The organism is Bradyrhizobium sp. Kon69 (assembly GCF_055807515.1).
In genome coordinates this window covers 1-15,621 of the sequence record NZ_JBVVOS010000009.1, presented here as the reverse complement: position 1 = coordinate 15,621, position 15,621 = coordinate 1, and the positions used below count along the sequence as shown (strand labels likewise).

Here is a 15,621-nt window from a genome sequence, read left to right as displayed (position 1 = left end):
TTCACGACTTCTTTGCGATCCGCGCCGCTTTGTCTGCGTCGTACCACCAGACGAACGGGAAGCCGGAGAGACCGTATTTGGGCAATTCCGCCGGCCGGCCGAAGCGGTCCCAGCGCGCGGTGCGTACCTTTGGATAATTCCACTGCGGCACGACGTAGTGATTCCACAGCAGCACGCGATCCAGCGCCTTGGTCGCCGCAACCAGATCGTCGCGACCCTTGGCGTAGATCACGCGCTCGATCAGCTTGTCGACCGCCGGGTTCTTGATACCAGCAAGATTACGCGAACCGGCGATGTCGGCCGTCTTCGACGACCAGAACTCGCGCTGCTCGTTACCCGGCGACTGCGACTCGGGCCAGGAGTTGGTGACGATGTCGAAATCCCACTCGCGAGTCCTGTTCTCGTACTGGGTGGGATCCACCGTCCGCACGTTGACGGCAATGCCGAGCCGTTCCAGCGACGGCTTGTAGAACAGCGTGATCCGCTCGAAGCTCGGATCCGAGTTCAGCAATTCCAGGGAGAACTGGGTGCCGGTCTTGACGTCGATCAGCTTGCGCTCGCGCACCTCGTAGCCGGCTTCCTTGAACAGGCGCAGCGCCTCGCGCAGATTGTCGCGCACGGCTTCCGGACTGCCGCCGACCGGGTTGGTGTAGGCCGTGGTGAAGACTTCGGGCGGGACTTCGGCGCGGACGGACTCGAGGATCTCGAGCTCCTTGCCCTGCGGCAGCCCGGTCGCCATCAGCTCATCAATGCCGTCGAAATAACTGCTGATGCGCTTGTACTGGCCGTAGAAGATCTGCTTGTTCATCTCCTCAAAGTCGAACGCGTAATTGAGCGCGCGTCGCACGCGCGCATCCTTAAACTTGGCGCGGCGCAGGTTCGGCACGAAGGCCTGCATGACGCCCGAGCTGCGATTGGCGAACTCCTCGAGGATCACGCGCTTTTCGGTGACGGCCGGGAAGTCGTAGGCCGTCGCCCAGTTCTTCGCGCTGTTCTCGGTGCGCCAATCGACCTGATCGGCCTTGAACGCCTCGATCGCCACGGTGGCGTCGCGGAAATACTCGTAGCGCAGCTCGTCGAAGTTATTTCGGCCCACATTGGCGGCGAGATCGCGTCCCCAATAATCCTTGACGCGCTCCAGCGCGATCGACCGTCCGGCAACGAATTCCTTGACCCTGTAGGGGCCCGACCCCAACGGCACTTCGAGCGTGGTGGCGGAGACATCGCGCTTGCGGCCCTGCGCGTCCGTGCCCTCCCACCAATGCTTCGGCAGGACCGTGAGCTGCCCGACGATCTGCGGCAATTCGCGGTTGCCCGGCGCGTCGAACACGAACTTCACCTCGCGCTCGCCGACCTTCTCGGCCTTCGTCACATGGCTGTAGTAGGCCGAGTACTGCGGGTGGTGCTTCTTGAAGGAATCAAGCGAGAAGATCACGTCGTCCGCGGTAACAGGCTTGCCGTCATGCCATTTGGCTTGCGGCCGCAAGCGGTAGGTCACGAAGGAGAAATCATCCGGATGGCTGACGGCCTCAGCCAGCGCGCCGTATTCAGTCGAGACTTCGTCGAGCGAGGCCGTCGTGAGGGATTCGTAGATAAATTGCACGGCACCGGCGACTTGCCCCTTCACACCGGAGACGACGATGTTGAAATTGTCGAATGTGCCGACGGCGATCTGGCGCGCGACGCCGCCTTTTGGCGCTTCCGGATTGACGTAGTCGAAGCGCTTGAAGTCCGCTGGATACTTGACCTGTCCGAACAGCGACAGCGCGTGTCGCCAGGTGGGCTCGTTGGCGGATTGCGCCTGTGCCACGCCGACGCCGGAGAGGCCCCCTACGGAACCAAGGGCGGGGAGCGTTGCGGCAGCGGTGCCAGTGAGCAGGAGATCGCGTCGGGTAAGGGCCAAATCAACATTCCTGTCTTGAAGGAGGCTACTCCTTTAAGTTCCCAATATAGGCGAGGTTTCGACGGAATATGTTGCTTTTTCCTCATCTTGGAAGGCCGGCTGGGCCGATCGCTGCGACCAAAAGCCCCGATAACAACGCCGCGAGGCCCGGATAAGCAAACGGCCAGGCTTTTCAGCCTGGCCGCGTACCAAGATCGAAATCGACAGGCCTTACTTCGCCGCGGTCGGCAGCGGCTTCGGGCTGTCGGAGAGACTGTTCAGGTAAGCGATCACGTCGGCGCGCTCGCTATCCTTCGGGATGCCGGCAAAGCCCATCGCGGTGCCCGGGACAGCCGCCTTGGGATTGGCGATGAACTTGTTGAGCGCATCGAAGTCCCAGGTGCCGCCCTTGGCCTTCATCGCAGCCGAGAAGTTGAAGCCGCCGCGACCTTCGCCAACATGGTCGCCGACGACGCCGTAGAGGTTCGGACCGACACGGTTCGGACCGCCCTTCTCGAAGGTGTGGCAGGCGCCGCACTTCTTGGCGGCGGAGGCGCCCTTCTCGACCGAGGCGGTCTGGAGCAGCTTTTCGATCGGTTCGGCGGCCGCGGGGGCAGCGCCGCCTTCCTTGCCGTGACCGGCGTCTTCCTTCACCGCGATCTCGAAGCCCGGCTTTTCCGGCATCTTGGGCGAGAACAGCGCACTCGCGGTGAAGCTCGTCACCAGCAGAAGGAGACAGGTGCCGAGCACGGCACCGAGAATCTTGTTCAGTTCGAAAGAGTCCATTTCCGGCCAGGCCCCACACCGCAAGAAGGATCGAGCGGCCCAATGCGGCCGCCAGGACGAGCCTCGGAGAATCAACGTTCCTTTATTGTTTCCCCGAGTTTTGCCATTGAGATATCGGTTTGCCCGGGGTCTGGCAACCCGTATAAGCGAGCGGGCTTCACGCCCGTCCCCACCCCATTTCTCGGCGCGGAAAACGCCCGTTTCCAGGCCCTTGAACGATGATCGATCCCCGCATCCTGGTGCTGATTCCGGCCCGCATGGCCGCCACCCGCCTGCCCGGCAAGCCGCTCGCCGATATCGCGGGGCAGCCGATGATCGTGCACGTGATGCGCCGCGCCGAGGCCGCCGGGATAGGCCGGGTCGCGGTCGCAACCGACACCGCGGAGATCGCCTCCGTCGTGACCGCCCATGGCGGCGAGGCCGTGATGACCCGCCCGGAGCACCCGTCCGGCTCCGACCGCATCCACGAGGCCATGCAGAAGCTCGATCCGGACGGCAAAGCCGAGATCGTGGTCAATCTCCAGGGCGATTTCCCGACGATCACGATCGATAACATCCGCGAGGTGCTACCGCCGCTGCAAGACCCCGTCGTGGACATCGCAACGCTGGCTTCGCAGATCCACACCGAGGAGGAGGACCTCGCGCCGAGCGTCGTGAAGGCGATCGGGACCTCGCTCGGCGGCCGACGCATGCGTGCACTTTATTTCACCCGCGCAACCGCGCCGACCGGCGACGGGCCGCGTTACCACCATATCGGCCTCTACGCCTATCGCCGCGCCGCGCTGGAGCGCTACGTCTCACTGCCGCCTTCGCCGCTGGAATTGCAGGAGAAGCTCGAGCAACTCCGGGCGCTCGAGGCCGGAATGCGCATCGACTTCACCATCGTCGATACCGTGCCCCGCGGGGTCGACACGCCGGCGGACCTGGAAACCGCCCGCAGCATCCTTTCCAAATCCTGAGCCGCTGTTACAAGGCCGAACATGAGCAAGCTGAAAATCGCATTCCAGGGCGAGCCTGGCGCCAATTCGCACATCGCCATCGTCGAGGCCTATCCAGACGCCGAGCCGATGCCCTGCGCCACCTTCGAGGACGCCTTGTCGGCGATCTCGTCGGGCGAAGCCGATCTCGGCATGATTCCGATCGAGAATTCGGTCGCAGGCCGCGTCGCCGACATCCATCATTTGCTGCCGGCCTCCGGCCTCTTCATCATCGGCGAATGGTTTCTGCCGGTCCGGCATCAGCTGATGGCGGTGAAGGGGACCAGGCTTGAGGACATCAAGAGCGTCGAGAGCCACGTGCACGCGCTCGGCCAATGCCGGCGCATCATTCGCAAGCTTGGCATCAAGCCAATCGTGCACGCCGATACCGCCGGCAGCGCCCGCGACATTTCCGAGCGCAACGACAAGACCGTCGCCGCGATCGCCTCGCGCCTGGCCGCAAAGATTTACGGCCTCGACATTTTGGCCGAGGACATCGAGGACGAGGCCCACAACACCACGCGCTTCGTGGTGCTCGCACGCGAACCGAAATGGGCCGCACAGGGCTCCGGTCCGCTGGTCACGACTTTTGTGTTCCGCGTGCGCAATTTGCCGGCCGCGCTTTACAAGGCGCTCGGTGGCTTTGCCACCAACGGCGTCAACATGACCAAGCTCGAGAGCTATATGGTCGACGGCAATTTCTTCGCCACCCAGTTTTACGCCGACGTCGACGGCCACCCCGAAGACAAGAGCCTCGCTTTCGCGATCGAGGAGCTGAAATTCTTCTCGCGCGAATTCCGCATCGTCGGCGTCTATCCAGGCCACCCGTTCCGCGCGACGATGGAATAGTCTCGTGTCCCGGACGCGCGAAGCGCGAGCCGGAGCACGAGAGCCTTATCCGACCGCCTTAAGCCCGAACGCCTCCGCCAGCAGCGAATATGATTTCTTTCGCGCCTCGTGATCGTACACGGCGGTGATCACCATCAACTCGTCCGGCTTGCTCGCATCGATCAGCGGCTGCAGCGTCTTCCGCACGGTTGCAGGGCTGCCGACGAACAGGCGCGAGCGGTTGCGCCGGATCGAGGTGCGCTCCGAGTCGGTATAGGGATAGGCCAGCGCCTCTTCGACGCTCGGTAGCGGAAGATATTGACCGCGGTCGCGGCGCAGGCGGTTGAGGTCGAAAGATGCGGCGAGCTTTTCGGCTTCGTCATCCGTGCCGGCCGTGATAACGGCGACCGCGAGGATCGCGCGCGGGCTCGCACTCCAGGCCGAGGGCTGAAAACGATTGCGATAATGCACCATCGCATCGATCGCATCGTGGGACGCAAAATGATGGGCGAATGCGAAGCCCATGCCGACTTGCGCGGCGAGCTCCGACGAATAATCGCTGGAGCCGAGCAGCCAGATCGGCGGCAACGGCGTATCGTCGGGCATCGCGACGACGTTGTGATAGGGATGGCCCGAGGGGAATTCCCGGGTCTGCCACAGGATCAATTCGTGCAGCCGCTCGAGGAAATCATCGCCTTCGCGGCGGTCGAGCCGGCTGCGCAGCGCATAGGCTGTGGCACCGTCAGTGCCGGGGGCGCGGCCGAGGCCGAGATCGATGCGACCCGGAAACAGCGCCTCCAGCATCTTGAAGCGCTCGGCCACGACCAGCGGCGCGTGATTGGGCAACATCACGCCACCGGAGCCGACGCGGATGTGCTTCGTCACCGCCGCGATCTGCCCGATCATCACGTCGGGCGCCGGGCTCGCGACAGAGGCGAGGTTGTGATGCTCGGCAAGCCAATAGCGGACATAGCCGAGCCCGTCGACATGGCGGGCCAGGTCGATGCTGTTGCGCAGTGCCGCGGCGGGCTTTGTGCCTGCGGTGACGACGGAGAGGTCGAGGACTGAGAGCGGGATCATGGCGCGCTAACGTAGTGGCGAGCGGCGCAGCGGCAATGGGCAGGGCGCGCAGGTCTGACGTGCAGGCCGCGGGCTCGCGCGCCGGACCACGGTGTTGGGACAAACACTAGTCTGATAACACGTCCTTCACATTGCCCACTTCAGAAATTTGCGCCAAATGGCCGCCGATTCTGATTATGTAACTGATATAGCTATCATTATAGCTGAACACCCTCTTCCCACCTCGACTTCAAAAGGCATCGCATCTGCTACAGTATTAACAAAAGTGGGCTATTTCCCATCTGCGATGGGCTGTCATGCGCGGCCGCTTTGGCTTATCTTGACCTCTCCCAATCTAGACCTGACCGCCGGCCGCCAACGACCCGGCGCGCCCTTGGAGTGAGTGGTGCCCATGACTGACGCGACGATGCCTGCCCACACCGATGGGCAAGACGGGTACCTGAAGCGGCCTGCGATTTCCTTCGAGTTCTTTCCGCCCAAGACGGAAGATATGGAGCGCAATCTCTGGGACACCATCAACCGGCTGGCCCCGCTCGACCCGAAATTCGTCTCGGTGACCTATGGCGCCGGCGGCTCGACCCGTGAGCGGACCCACGCGACCATCTCGCGCATCCTGAAAGAAACCGCGCTGCTGCCGGCCGCGCATCTGACCTGCGTCGGCGCCTCGCGCGGGGAGATCGACGAGATCGTCGACCGCTATCACGAGGTCGGCGTCCGCCACATCGTGGCCTTGCGCGGCGATCCCGCGGGCGGCATCGGCACGGCCTATTCCAGCCATCCCGACGGCTACCAGAGCTCCGCCGACCTCGTCGCCGGCATCAAGAAGCGGCACGGCGATATCGAGGTGTCGGTCTCGGCCTACCCTGAGAAGCACCCGGAGGCGCGCGACTTCGACGATGACATCGACACGCTGCAGGCCAAGGTGGATGCGGGTGCGACCCGCGCGATCACGCAGGTGTTCTTCGATAACGAGCTCTATTTCCGCTATCTCGACCGCGTGCGCGCGCGCGGGATCAACATCCCGATCGTGCCGGGCATCATGCCCATGCATAATTTCAAGCAGGCGCGAGCCTTCGTCACCCGCACCGGCACCACCGTGCCGGACTGGCTTGCGGAGAAGTTCGAGGGCCTCGACGAAGACGCCGAGACCCGCAAGCTGGTGGCGGCGACCGTCGCGGCCGGTCAGGTGCAGAAGCTGGCCAAGCGCGGCGTCGACACCTTCCATTTCTACACCATGAACCGCGCCGATCTCGTGTTCGCGATCAGCCATTTGCTCGGCATCCGCGCCAAGAGCGCGCAGAAGGCGGCTTAAGACAGCATGACCGTATCCACCTCTCCCAAGCGAACCGCCCTGCTCAACGCCGCGCGCGAGCGCATTCTCGTGCTCGACGGCGCCATGGGCACGATGATCCAAAACCTCCAGTTCGACGAGGCCGCTTTCCGCGGCGAGCGCTTCAAGACCTTCCATCGCGATTTGCGCGGCAACAACGACCTCCTGATCCTGACCCAGCCGCAGGCGATCGAGGACATCCACGCCGCTTACTTGCGCGCCGGCGCCGACATCGTCGCCACCAACACCTTCTCCACGACCTCGATTGCCCAGGCCGATTACGATCTCGCCGACATCGTCTACGAGATGGCGCGCGAAGGCGCCCGCCTCGCCGGCAACGCCGCGCGCCGCGTCGAGGCCGAGGACGGCAAGCCGCGCTTCGTCGCCGGCGCCATCGGACCGACCAACCGCACCGCCTCGATCTCGCCCGACGTGTCCAATCCCGGCTACCGCGCCGTCACGTTCGACGACTTACGCAAATCCTATGGCGAGCAGATCAACGGCATGCTCGACGGCGGCGTCGATCTGCTGCTGGTCGAGACCATCTTCGACACGCTGAACGCCAAGGCTGCGCTCTACGCGATCGCCGAGATCACCGAGGAGCGCGGCATCGACATGCCGGTGATGGTGTCGGGCACCATCACCGACAAGTCCGGCCGCCTGCTGTCCGGCCAGTTGCCGGAAGCGTTCTGGCATTCGGTACAGCACGCCAAGCCCGTCACCATCGGTTTCAACTGCGCGCTCGGCGCGGAAGATCTGCGCGCGCATATCGCCGATATCGGCCGCGTCGCCGACACGCTTGTGTGTGCCTATCCCAATGCCGGGCTGCCCAACGAGTTCGGCCAGTATGACGAGACCCCGGAATACATGGCCCGCCTGGTCGGCGAGTTCGCGCGTGATGGCCTCGTCAACATCGTCGGCGGTTGCTGCGGCACCACGCCGGACCATATCGCTGCGATTGCGGCTGCGGTCGCGCCGCACAAGCCGCGTATCGTGCCGGAGATCGAACCTCGCTTGCGGCTCTCCGGCCTCGAGCCGTTCATCCTGACCGACGCCATTCCCTTCGTGAATGTCGGCGAGCGCACCAACGTCACCGGCTCCGCTCGCTTCCGCAAGCTGGTCACCGCCGGCGACTACACCGCCGCACTGCAGGTGGCGCGCGACCAGGTCGAGAACGGCGCGCAGATCATCGACGTCAATATGGACGAGGGCCTCCTGGACTCGGAAGCCGCGATGGTGACCTTCCTCAACCTCGTCGCCGCCGAGCCCGACATCGCCCGCGTGCCCGTGATGGTCGACAGCTCGAAATTCTCCGTGATCGAGGCCGGCCTGAAATGCGTGCAGGGCAAGCCGGTCGTCAACTCGATCTCGATGAAGGAAGGCGAGGACAAGTTCATTCACGAGGCCAAGGTCGCCCGCCGCCACGGCGCGGCCGTCGTGGTGATGGCGTTCGACGAGGCCGGCCAGGCCGACACGTTCGCCCGCAAGACCGAGATCTGCAAACGCGCCTACGACATCCTGGTGAACCGCGTCGGCTTCCCGCCGGAAGACATCATCTTCGATCCGAATATTTTCGCGATCGCAACCGGCATCGAGGAACACAACAATTACGGCGTCGACTTCATCGAGGCGACGCGCTGGATCCGCAAGAATCTGCCGGGCGCGCATATCTCGGGCGGCGTGTCCAATTTGTCGTTCTCGTTCCGCGGCAACGAGCCGGTGCGCGAGGCGATGCACTCGGTGTTCCTGTATCATGCCATCAAGGCCGGCATGGACATGGGCATCGTCAATGCCGGGCAGATGATCGTCTATGACGACATCGATCCCGAATTGCGCCAGGTCTGCGAAGACGTCATCCTCAACCGCGACCCCGGTGCGTCCGAGCGTCTGCTGGCGCTCGCGGAAAGATTTCGCGGCAACAAGACCCAGACCAAGGAAGCCGATCTCGCCTGGCGCGAATGGCCGGTGGCGAAGCGGCTGTCGCACGCATTGGTGCACGGCATCACCGAGTTCATCGAGCAGGATACCGAGGAGGCCCGCAAGGCCTCGAAGCGCCCGCTCGACGTGATCGAGGGTCCGCTGATGGCGGGCATGAACGTGGTCGGTGATCTCTTCGGCGACGGCAAGATGTTCCTGCCGCAGGTGGTGAAGTCGGCCCGCGTGATGAAGCAGGCTGTCGCCTGGCTGATGCCGTTCATGGAAGAGGAGAAGGCGCGCAATCTCGCCAACGGCATCGGCACGGAAGGCTCCTCGTCCGCCGGCAAGATCGTGCTCGCGACCGTCAAGGGGGACGTCCACGACATCGGCAAGAACATCGTCGGCATCGTGCTCCAGTGCAACAATTACGAGGTCATCGACCTCGGCGTGATGGTGCCGGCGGCGAAGATCGTCGAAACCGTGAAGGCGGAGAAGGCCGACATCGTCGGGCTGTCCGGCCTGATCACGCCCTCGCTCGACGAGATGGCCTTCTTTGCCGCAGAATTGCAGCGCGAAGGCCTCAAGCTGCCGCTGTTGATCGGCGGCGCCACCACGAGCCGCGTGCATACCGCGGTGAAGATCGACCCGAGCTATCGCGCCGGCCCCGTGGTGCATGTCAACGACGCCAGCCGCGCGGTTGGTGTTGCGTCTGCTCTGCTGTCGCCCGAGAGGCGCGAAGCCTATGCCGCCGAAGTCCGCGCCGAATACGCAAAGATCTCGGATGCGCATATGCGCGCCCAGGCCGACAAGAAGCGGCTGAAGCTGGCGACCGCCCGCGCCAACCGCGTGCCGGTCGACTTTGCCGCCAACAAGCCGGTGAAGCCGACCTTCCTCGGCACCCGAAGCTTCGACGACTACGATCTCGCCGAGCTGGTGCCCTATATCGACTGGACGCCGTTCTTCCAGACCTGGGAACTCGCCGGACGCTTCCCCGCCATCCTTAGCGATGCCAAGGTCGGCGAGGTCGCGCGCTCGCTCTACGACGACGCGCGCAAGATGCTCGACCTGATCGTCAAGGAGAAATGGTTCCGCGCGCGCGCCACCGTCGGCTTCTGGCCGGCCAATGCGCAGGGCGACGACATCGTGCTCTATGCCGACGAGAGCCGGACCAGGACGATCGCGACGCTGCACACGTTGCGCCAGCAGCTCGAGAAGCGCGAGGGCCGTTTCAACGCCGCGCTGTCCGACTTCGTCGCGCCCGCCACCACTGGCGTGCCCGATTATGTCGGCGGCTTCGTCGTCACCGCCGGCATCGGCGAGGATGTGGTCGCCGACCGCTTCAAGATGGCCAATGACGACTACTCCTCGATCCTGTGCAAGGCGCTGGCCGACCGCCTCGCCGAAGCCTTCGCCGAGCGCATGCATGCCCGCGTCCGCCGCGAGTTCTGGGCCTATGCGCCGAACGAGGCGCTCTCGACCGACGAGTTGATCCTCGAAAAGTACCAGGGCATCCGTCCCGCCCCGGGCTATCCCGCGCAGCCCGATCACACCGAGAAGGCCACGCTGTTCGAACTGCTCGACGCCGAGAACACAGCCGGCGTGAAGCTGACCGAGAGCTTTGCGATGTGGCCGGGCTCCTCCGTGTCGGGGCTCTATCTCGCGAACCCCGAGAGCTATTATTTCGGCGTCGGCAAGATCGAGCGCGACCAGGTCGAGGATTATGCTGTGCGCAAGGGCATGAGCGTCGCCGAGACCGAGCGCTGGCTCGCGCCGATCCTGAACTACATCCCGGCGCGAGAGGGCACGGCCGACAAGGCGGCGTTCGCGGCAACACCGGCCAATGACGAAACGTCGAAGGAGCTTGCCTCGCATCCGCCGGGCTGCACCTGCGCGGTGCATTTGGTCTGGCAGAAGAAGCGCGCGGGCGCCGGCTAAGCACCCTTCAAACAAAAAACGAAAAATCAACCCCATGCACAGTAGCGATGGGGTTGAAAAGCCTGCAGAATTTCTTCTTACCCGAAAAAGACTTGCTCCGTCGGGCAAAACACCTGTATTGTTTCATCATCGCAGACCTCGCCCGTTGAACGGTAGAGGCTCTCCACCCCGATCTCGTCATTGCGAGCGCAGCGAAGCAATCCAGTGTGTCTCCGCGGAGAGATTCTGGATTGCTTCGCTGCGCTCGCAATGACGGAGTGTGGGCAAGGGCATCGCCTCTCCAACTCACATATCCAAACGTTTCGCATTCTCGCGGAGCGTTGCGCCCCCACGACCCACCATGCCGTGAACGCAAAGCGCGTTCGCCGCGACCAATGGCGGTCGCCGCCGAAGCGCAGGGGAATCGGATGCTGAACGCCCAACAATTGATGTGGACCCAGATTGCCGCCGGCATCGCCGTGCTGCTGTTTGGATTGACGCTGTTCAATCTGATCCGCATGCGAGGCCGGATGGTGGCGGCACGGAGCTGGGACAAGGTGGAGGGCATCATCACGGTCTCGCGGGTCGACCAGCCGGCGGCGCATTCCTCGGACGATCGGAACGACGCCAAGCCCATCATCCGCTACCGCTATCAGGCCGGCGGCCAGGAGCTGGAAGGCGACAAGGTCTTTGTCGGCGGCACCGTCATCACGACGAGGGTCCTCGCCGCAAAACTGACCGGACGCTATCCGGTCGGCGCCCATGTCGACGTCCACGTCGATCCGAAGCAACCGACCGAGGCGCTGCTGGAGCCCGCCGCCGCGCAGAACGTCGCGGCACTGGTGGCGTTCACAATGGTGTTCGGCATCATCGCCGCCACGCTGACCGCGCATTCGTTCGCAGGCCACGTGCTCTACGCCGACAAGGGCGTGCCGCTGTTCGCGTTCGCGGTGCCGACCATCGTGCTCGTGGGCGGGGTGTTCCTCGCCGCCGATTATGTCCGGACGCGCCGGCTGGCGAGCGCCAGCCTGCGCTGGCCGACCGCGTCGGGCAGGGTCACCCATTGCGACGTGATCGAGGAAATCGTCGAGGAGAAGACCGAGCACGACAATCGACCGACGACTTCAAAGCTCGTCCACCGCTATCAGGTCGACCTGCGCTACGCCTACAGGGTGGGCAAGCGCGACTTCATCGGCACCGAAGTCGATTGGAACGGCACCATGATCTCCGGGCTGCGCGAGGTCGCCGAAGAGGGCGCGGCGAAATACCGGCCCGGGAAGAGCGTTAAGGTCTATTACGATCCGGACCAGCCGGGCCAGGCCGTGCTGGAGCCCGCAAGCCGGAAAGGCGCGCTGGGTCCGCTGATCGGCGCCGCGGTCTGCGCGGTCGTCGGCGGCCTGTTCCTGATGATCCTGGTCAAGGTCGGTTTCGCGTAGCGGCGACTGAGCGAGCGCCTCGTCCTTCGAGACGACCGCTTCGCGGCCTCCTCAGGATGAGGCTCAGCTGCATCCACCTGCGTTGAAATGCTGCCCCATACGCATCCCTCATCCTGAGGGCCCGCCGCAGGCGGGCGTCTCGAAGGATGGCCGCAGCCGAGCTTCCAGCCATATGCTTCTTCATCTGCGATTGCCCTACCGCCCGCGGGAGAGCCTGAAAAGGCTCACCCCTTCGGCGGTGCCAGTGGCTGCACGATCTCCTGGAACGGCGCCAGCGCCTCGCAAGCGTCGGCGTGCGCCGACAGCGCCGGATAGCGCGAGGGCTCGAACAGAAGCGGGTGCGCCTCACGGGTGAAGCGGACGACGCAGGCCACCGCGATGTCGGCGTGGCCGATGCGGTCGCCCAGCCAGTAGGACGTGGTCACCTTGGCGCGCTCGGCCTCCAGCGCTGTCAGCACGTCCGCGATCTGCGCCTGGCAACGCTCGACCCACAGCGCAAGCTGCTCCTTCCGCAACACGCGCTCGTAGAGCAGGCTCACGGCCTTGTCGCCGAGACCGGAGGCGAGCGCGCAGATGCGCAAATGACGCCGGCGCTCGGCGCCGGAGCGCGGCAGCATCGCCTTCTCCGGCCCTACCAATTCGTCGAGATAATCGAGGATGACCGTGCTCTCGATCAGCGCCTCACCGTCGTCGAGCACCAGCGTCGGCACCCTGCGCAGCGGATTATAGGGCGCGATCTTGTCGGCATCGCCGAAGGTCGACCACGGCCTGTGCTCGAAGGCGAGCCCGTAAAGCCGCAGCGCAATCGCGACGCGGCGGACGAAGGGGGAGTCGTATTGGCCGATCAGGAACATGGTTTTGCGCTCTTCTCAGTCATTGGACACGGCAGGGCCGATCAGTTTCCACGGCAAGGCCGCAGTGGCGCAAGCAAAATCATGGAAGTGGAGCATTGCGCCGGATGCAACGGCGCCGCGACAGCGTCTGCCGAATGCGCTATCAAGGAAGGCATCATGACAGCAACAATGGACATCGATCGGGAGCGGATCGCGGCGACCGAGGCCGTCATCCGCCCGCACATACGGCGCACGCCGCTCGTTGAGGCCGATCTCGCCGATTTTGGCCTGCCGGCTTCGCCCGTCATTTTCAAGCTCGAGATGCTGCAGCATTCCGGATCGTTCAAGGCGCGGGGTGCCTTTGCCAATCTGCTGTTGCGCCGGTTGCCGGAGGCCGGTGTCGTCGCCGCATCGGGCGGCAATCACGGCGCGGCGGTGGCTTATGCGGCGCAGCGGCTCGGCGTCCCCGCCACGATCTTCGTGCCCGACATCACCTCGCCGGCCAAGGCCGAGCGTATCAAAGGCTACGGTGCGCAGCTCCTGGTTGCGGGCAGCCGCTATGCCGACGCGCTCGCCGCGAGCGAAACTCACGTCGCGCAGACCGGCGCTATGGCCGTGCATGCTTACGACCAGGTCGAGACTTTGCTCGGTCAGGGCAGCGTCGGAATGGAGCTGGAGCAGGATGCACCGGGCATCGACACGGTGCTGGTTGCAGTCGGCGGCGGCGGCCTGATCGGTGGTATGGCAGCCTGGAGCGCCGGCAGGACGCGCATCGTCGCGGTCGAGCCGGAGCAATCGCCAACGCTTCACGCCGCCTTCGCCGCGGGCGCGCCGATCGATGCGCCTGCGGGCGGCATCGCCGCCGATAGTCTCGCCCCGCGACGTGTCGGACAATTGATGTTTCCGATTGCGCGGGCCCATGTCGAGCGCGTCGTCCTGGTTACCGACGATGCGATCAGGCAGGCGCAGTCGGCGTTGTGGTCGAACCTGCGCCTGGTAGCCGAGCCTGGTGGCGCGGCCGCCTTTGCCTCCTTGCTCTCCGGTCGCTATCGTCCCTCACCCGGCGAGCGGGTCGCGGTGCTGGTTTGCGGCGCCAACACCACGGCAGTCAATTTCAACGGCTAGCGAGCTTCGCATGATCGGGTATCGCCGACTCATCCTGACGCCGATCCTGCTTGCCCTGGCCGGCCACGTCGTCCACGCGCAGGACCGTCCCATCGGCTTCCAGACGCCGTCGAAAAACATCGCCTGCCAGTTCTTCACCGAGAACGGCCAAAGGAATGACCAAGGCGTACTTCGCTGCGACATCATGAACCTGGAGACGCGCCCGCACCGTCCGGCCGATTGCGAGCTGGAATGGGGCAACGCCTTCGAGATGAGCGCGAAGGGAGCCGCAGGCCGCATCTGCGCCGGCGACACCATCATGGACCCGTCACTGCCCGTGCTCGCCTATGGCGATGTGTGGCAGCGCGCGGGATTCGCCTGCCGATCGGAGCAGACGGGGTTGACGTGCTTCAATGCGATGCAGCGCGGGTTCTCGCTGGCACGGGCGGAGCAGAAGGTGTTTTGAGGAGTAGCCCGCATGGAGCGGAGCGAAATGCGGGGACGCTGTCCCGGATTGCGCTGCGCTCCATCCGGGCTACGCTTCCGAGGCTTGATTGCTTGCGTCGCGTCAACTTGGGAGCGCGTAGCCCCAATGCAACGCGACGACAGCGCCACACTCCGTCATTGCGAGCGCAGCGAAGCAATCCAGGATCTTTCCACGGAAGCAGACTGGATTGCTTCGTCGCAAGGGCTCCTCGCAATGACGGTGGGGAGGCGGCTGCGCACTATTCGATGATCGGCACATGCTTCGCCGCCGTCCGTGCCGCCGTCCCATCGAGGCGCGGATCGTCGGCGATCTCGATCTGGCGGCGGAACGGACGGAAGCCCGAGCGCTGATAGAACGCAACGGCGGACGGATGGTCGAAGGTACAGGTGTGCACCCAGACGCGGGACAGATCGCGTGACCACGCGAGCTCAAGCGCGCGGTTCATCATAAAGCGGGCGGCACCACTGCCGATCAGTTTTGCGGTGACGCCGAAATACACGAGCTCGCACTGGCCGGCCTCGCGAAAGTCCAGCTCCAGCATGCCTTCATCGTTGCCGTCCACGACAAGCGCATAGACCTCGACGCCCGGTGCATGGATGATTGCGGCGAGCTCGGCGTCGTTCATGCGCGTCCGCGAAAACCACAACCACTCCTCGCCGACGCGGCGATGGAGGTCGCGATACCAATGAAGCGCGGGGGTATCGACCTTGCGCAGGGTCCATGCGCCAGGAGGATCGTTTCGGCGCGTCGGACTTGCGGTCATCTCGAGATGCGTGACGACGGCAGCGATCTTGCCGGCGGGGATGTCGGAATAGCCGTCGGGGAGGATCATGGGATGCGTCCCTTTGAAGCTGAACGCCGGCCACACATTCCGGGTCGTCCTGGCGAAAGCCAGGACCCATTACCACAGCTGGTCGCTGTTGCGGCAGGCTGGGACCGCCAGCGGTCCAAGACAACTTAGCTCGGTGGTTATGGGTCCCCTGAGTTCACAAACGAAGTGCAACACTTCCATCTGGAGGTGTTGCCATGGGGCGGACTTACAAACAG

General features: G+C 64.4%; 12 protein-coding genes. 7 read left to right on the top strand and 5 right to left on the bottom strand.

All coding sequences use genetic code 11. The annotated features are described in order from the left end of the window. Position 1: 1 nt before the first annotated feature. Positions 2-1,903, bottom strand: coding sequence for an extracellular solute-binding protein (locus AC0L3U_RS13760; protein WP_473362123.1), 1,902 nt, complete (start codon positions 1,901-1,903; stop codon positions 2-4). Between the two features lie 210 nt (positions 1,904-2,113). Continuing rightward, entirely contained in the window at positions 2,114-2,668 is a 555-nt protein-coding gene (locus tag AC0L3U_RS13755; RefSeq protein WP_027570186.1) for a c-type cytochrome, read from the bottom strand. Positions 2,669-2,886: 218 nt separating this feature from the next. On the opposite strand from AC0L3U_RS13755, the gene AC0L3U_RS13750 reads away from it, so the two are divergent. Together AC0L3U_RS13750 and AC0L3U_RS13745 are read left to right on the top strand one after the other, a co-directional pair. Next, on the top strand, positions 2,887-3,627 hold the full coding sequence (locus tag AC0L3U_RS13750) for a 3-deoxy-manno-octulosonate cytidylyltransferase (RefSeq protein ID WP_027515424.1): 741 nt from the start codon (positions 2,887-2,889) through the stop codon (positions 3,625-3,627). Positions 3,628-3,648: 21 nt separating this feature from the next. After that, a complete protein-coding gene (locus tag AC0L3U_RS13745) occupies positions 3,649-4,494 on the top strand; it encodes a prephenate dehydratase (RefSeq protein WP_473362122.1) in 846 nt (281 codons plus the stop codon). Positions 4,495-4,539: 45 nt separating this feature from the next. Here the strand turns inward: AC0L3U_RS13745 and AC0L3U_RS13740 are convergent, their stop codons facing one another. After that, complete coding sequence (locus AC0L3U_RS13740) at positions 4,540-5,553, bottom strand: LLM class flavin-dependent oxidoreductase (protein ID WP_473362121.1); 1,014 nt, start codon at positions 5,551-5,553, stop codon at positions 4,540-4,542. A gap of 391 nt (positions 5,554-5,944) precedes the next feature. Between AC0L3U_RS13740 and metF the strand changes: the two genes are divergently transcribed. From metF to AC0L3U_RS13725, 3 genes are all read left to right on the top strand, one after another. Next, positions 5,945-6,865 (top strand): methylenetetrahydrofolate reductase [NAD(P)H], encoded by a 921-nt coding sequence (gene metF / locus AC0L3U_RS13735; RefSeq protein ID WP_473362120.1) that lies wholly within the window; start codon positions 5,945-5,947, stop codon positions 6,863-6,865. 6 nt (positions 6,866-6,871) lie between these two features. Next, on the top strand, positions 6,872-10,735 hold the full coding sequence (gene metH / locus AC0L3U_RS13730; RefSeq protein ID WP_473362119.1) for a methionine synthase: 3,864 nt from the start codon (positions 6,872-6,874) through the stop codon (positions 10,733-10,735). A gap of 407 nt (positions 10,736-11,142) precedes the next feature. Further along, positions 11,143-12,150, top strand: a complete 1,008-nt coding sequence (locus AC0L3U_RS13725) for a DUF3592 domain-containing protein (RefSeq protein ID WP_473362118.1) — start codon at positions 11,143-11,145, stop codon at positions 12,148-12,150. 224 nt (positions 12,151-12,374) lie between these two features. Here AC0L3U_RS13725 and AC0L3U_RS13720 read toward each other — a convergent pair whose 3' ends face one another. Then, positions 12,375-13,004 (bottom strand): glutathione S-transferase family protein, encoded by a 630-nt coding sequence (locus AC0L3U_RS13720; RefSeq protein WP_473362117.1) that lies wholly within the window; start codon positions 13,002-13,004, stop codon positions 12,375-12,377. A gap of 156 nt (positions 13,005-13,160) precedes the next feature. On the opposite strand from AC0L3U_RS13720, the gene AC0L3U_RS13715 reads away from it, so the two are divergent. Together AC0L3U_RS13715 and AC0L3U_RS13710 are read left to right on the top strand one after the other, a co-directional pair. Then, complete coding sequence (locus AC0L3U_RS13715) at positions 13,161-14,108, top strand: threonine/serine dehydratase (RefSeq protein ID WP_473362116.1); 948 nt, start codon at positions 13,161-13,163, stop codon at positions 14,106-14,108. 10 nt (positions 14,109-14,118) lie between these two features. Next, positions 14,119-14,553: a DUF6636 domain-containing protein gene (locus AC0L3U_RS13710; protein ID WP_473362115.1), complete on the top strand. Its 435-nt coding sequence runs from the start codon at positions 14,119-14,121 to the stop codon at positions 14,551-14,553. Positions 14,554-14,812: 259 nt separating this feature from the next. On the opposite strand, the gene AC0L3U_RS13705 is transcribed toward AC0L3U_RS13710, so the two are convergent. Then, positions 14,813-15,406 carry a GNAT family N-acetyltransferase gene (locus tag AC0L3U_RS13705; protein WP_473362114.1) on the bottom strand — a complete coding sequence of 198 codons (594 nt, stop codon included), beginning with the start codon at positions 15,404-15,406 and terminating at the stop codon, positions 14,813-14,815. Between the last annotated feature and the right edge of the window lie 215 nt (positions 15,407-15,621).

What these genes read in the sequence shown, in the direction of transcription:
- AC0L3U_RS13755 (WP_027570186.1), bottom strand. Translation starts at nt 2,668, where the DNA reads ATGGACTCTTTCGAACTGAACAAGATTCTCGGTGCCGTGCTCGGCACC.
- AC0L3U_RS13750 (WP_027515424.1), top strand. Translation starts at nt 2,887, where the DNA reads ATGATCGATCCCCGCATCCTGGTGCTGATTCCGGCCCGCATGGCCGCC.
- AC0L3U_RS13745 (WP_473362122.1), top strand. Translation starts at nt 3,649, where the DNA reads ATGAGCAAGCTGAAAATCGCATTCCAGGGCGAGCCTGGCGCCAATTCG.
- AC0L3U_RS13740 (WP_473362121.1), bottom strand. Translation starts at nt 5,553, where the DNA reads ATGATCCCGCTCTCAGTCCTCGACCTCTCCGTCGTCACCGCAGGCACA.
- metF (WP_473362120.1), top strand. Translation starts at nt 5,945, where the DNA reads ATGACTGACGCGACGATGCCTGCCCACACCGATGGGCAAGACGGGTAC.
- metH (WP_473362119.1), top strand. Translation starts at nt 6,872, where the DNA reads ATGACCGTATCCACCTCTCCCAAGCGAACCGCCCTGCTCAACGCCGCG.
- AC0L3U_RS13725 (WP_473362118.1), top strand. Translation starts at nt 11,143, where the DNA reads ATGCTGAACGCCCAACAATTGATGTGGACCCAGATTGCCGCCGGCATC.
- AC0L3U_RS13720 (WP_473362117.1), bottom strand. Translation starts at nt 13,004, where the DNA reads ATGTTCCTGATCGGCCAATACGACTCCCCCTTCGTCCGCCGCGTCGCG.
- AC0L3U_RS13715 (WP_473362116.1), top strand. Translation starts at nt 13,161, where the DNA reads ATGACAGCAACAATGGACATCGATCGGGAGCGGATCGCGGCGACCGAG.
- AC0L3U_RS13710 (WP_473362115.1), top strand. Translation starts at nt 14,119, where the DNA reads ATGATCGGGTATCGCCGACTCATCCTGACGCCGATCCTGCTTGCCCTG.
- AC0L3U_RS13705 (WP_473362114.1), bottom strand. Translation starts at nt 15,406, where the DNA reads ATGATCCTCCCCGACGGCTATTCCGACATCCCCGCCGGCAAGATCGCT.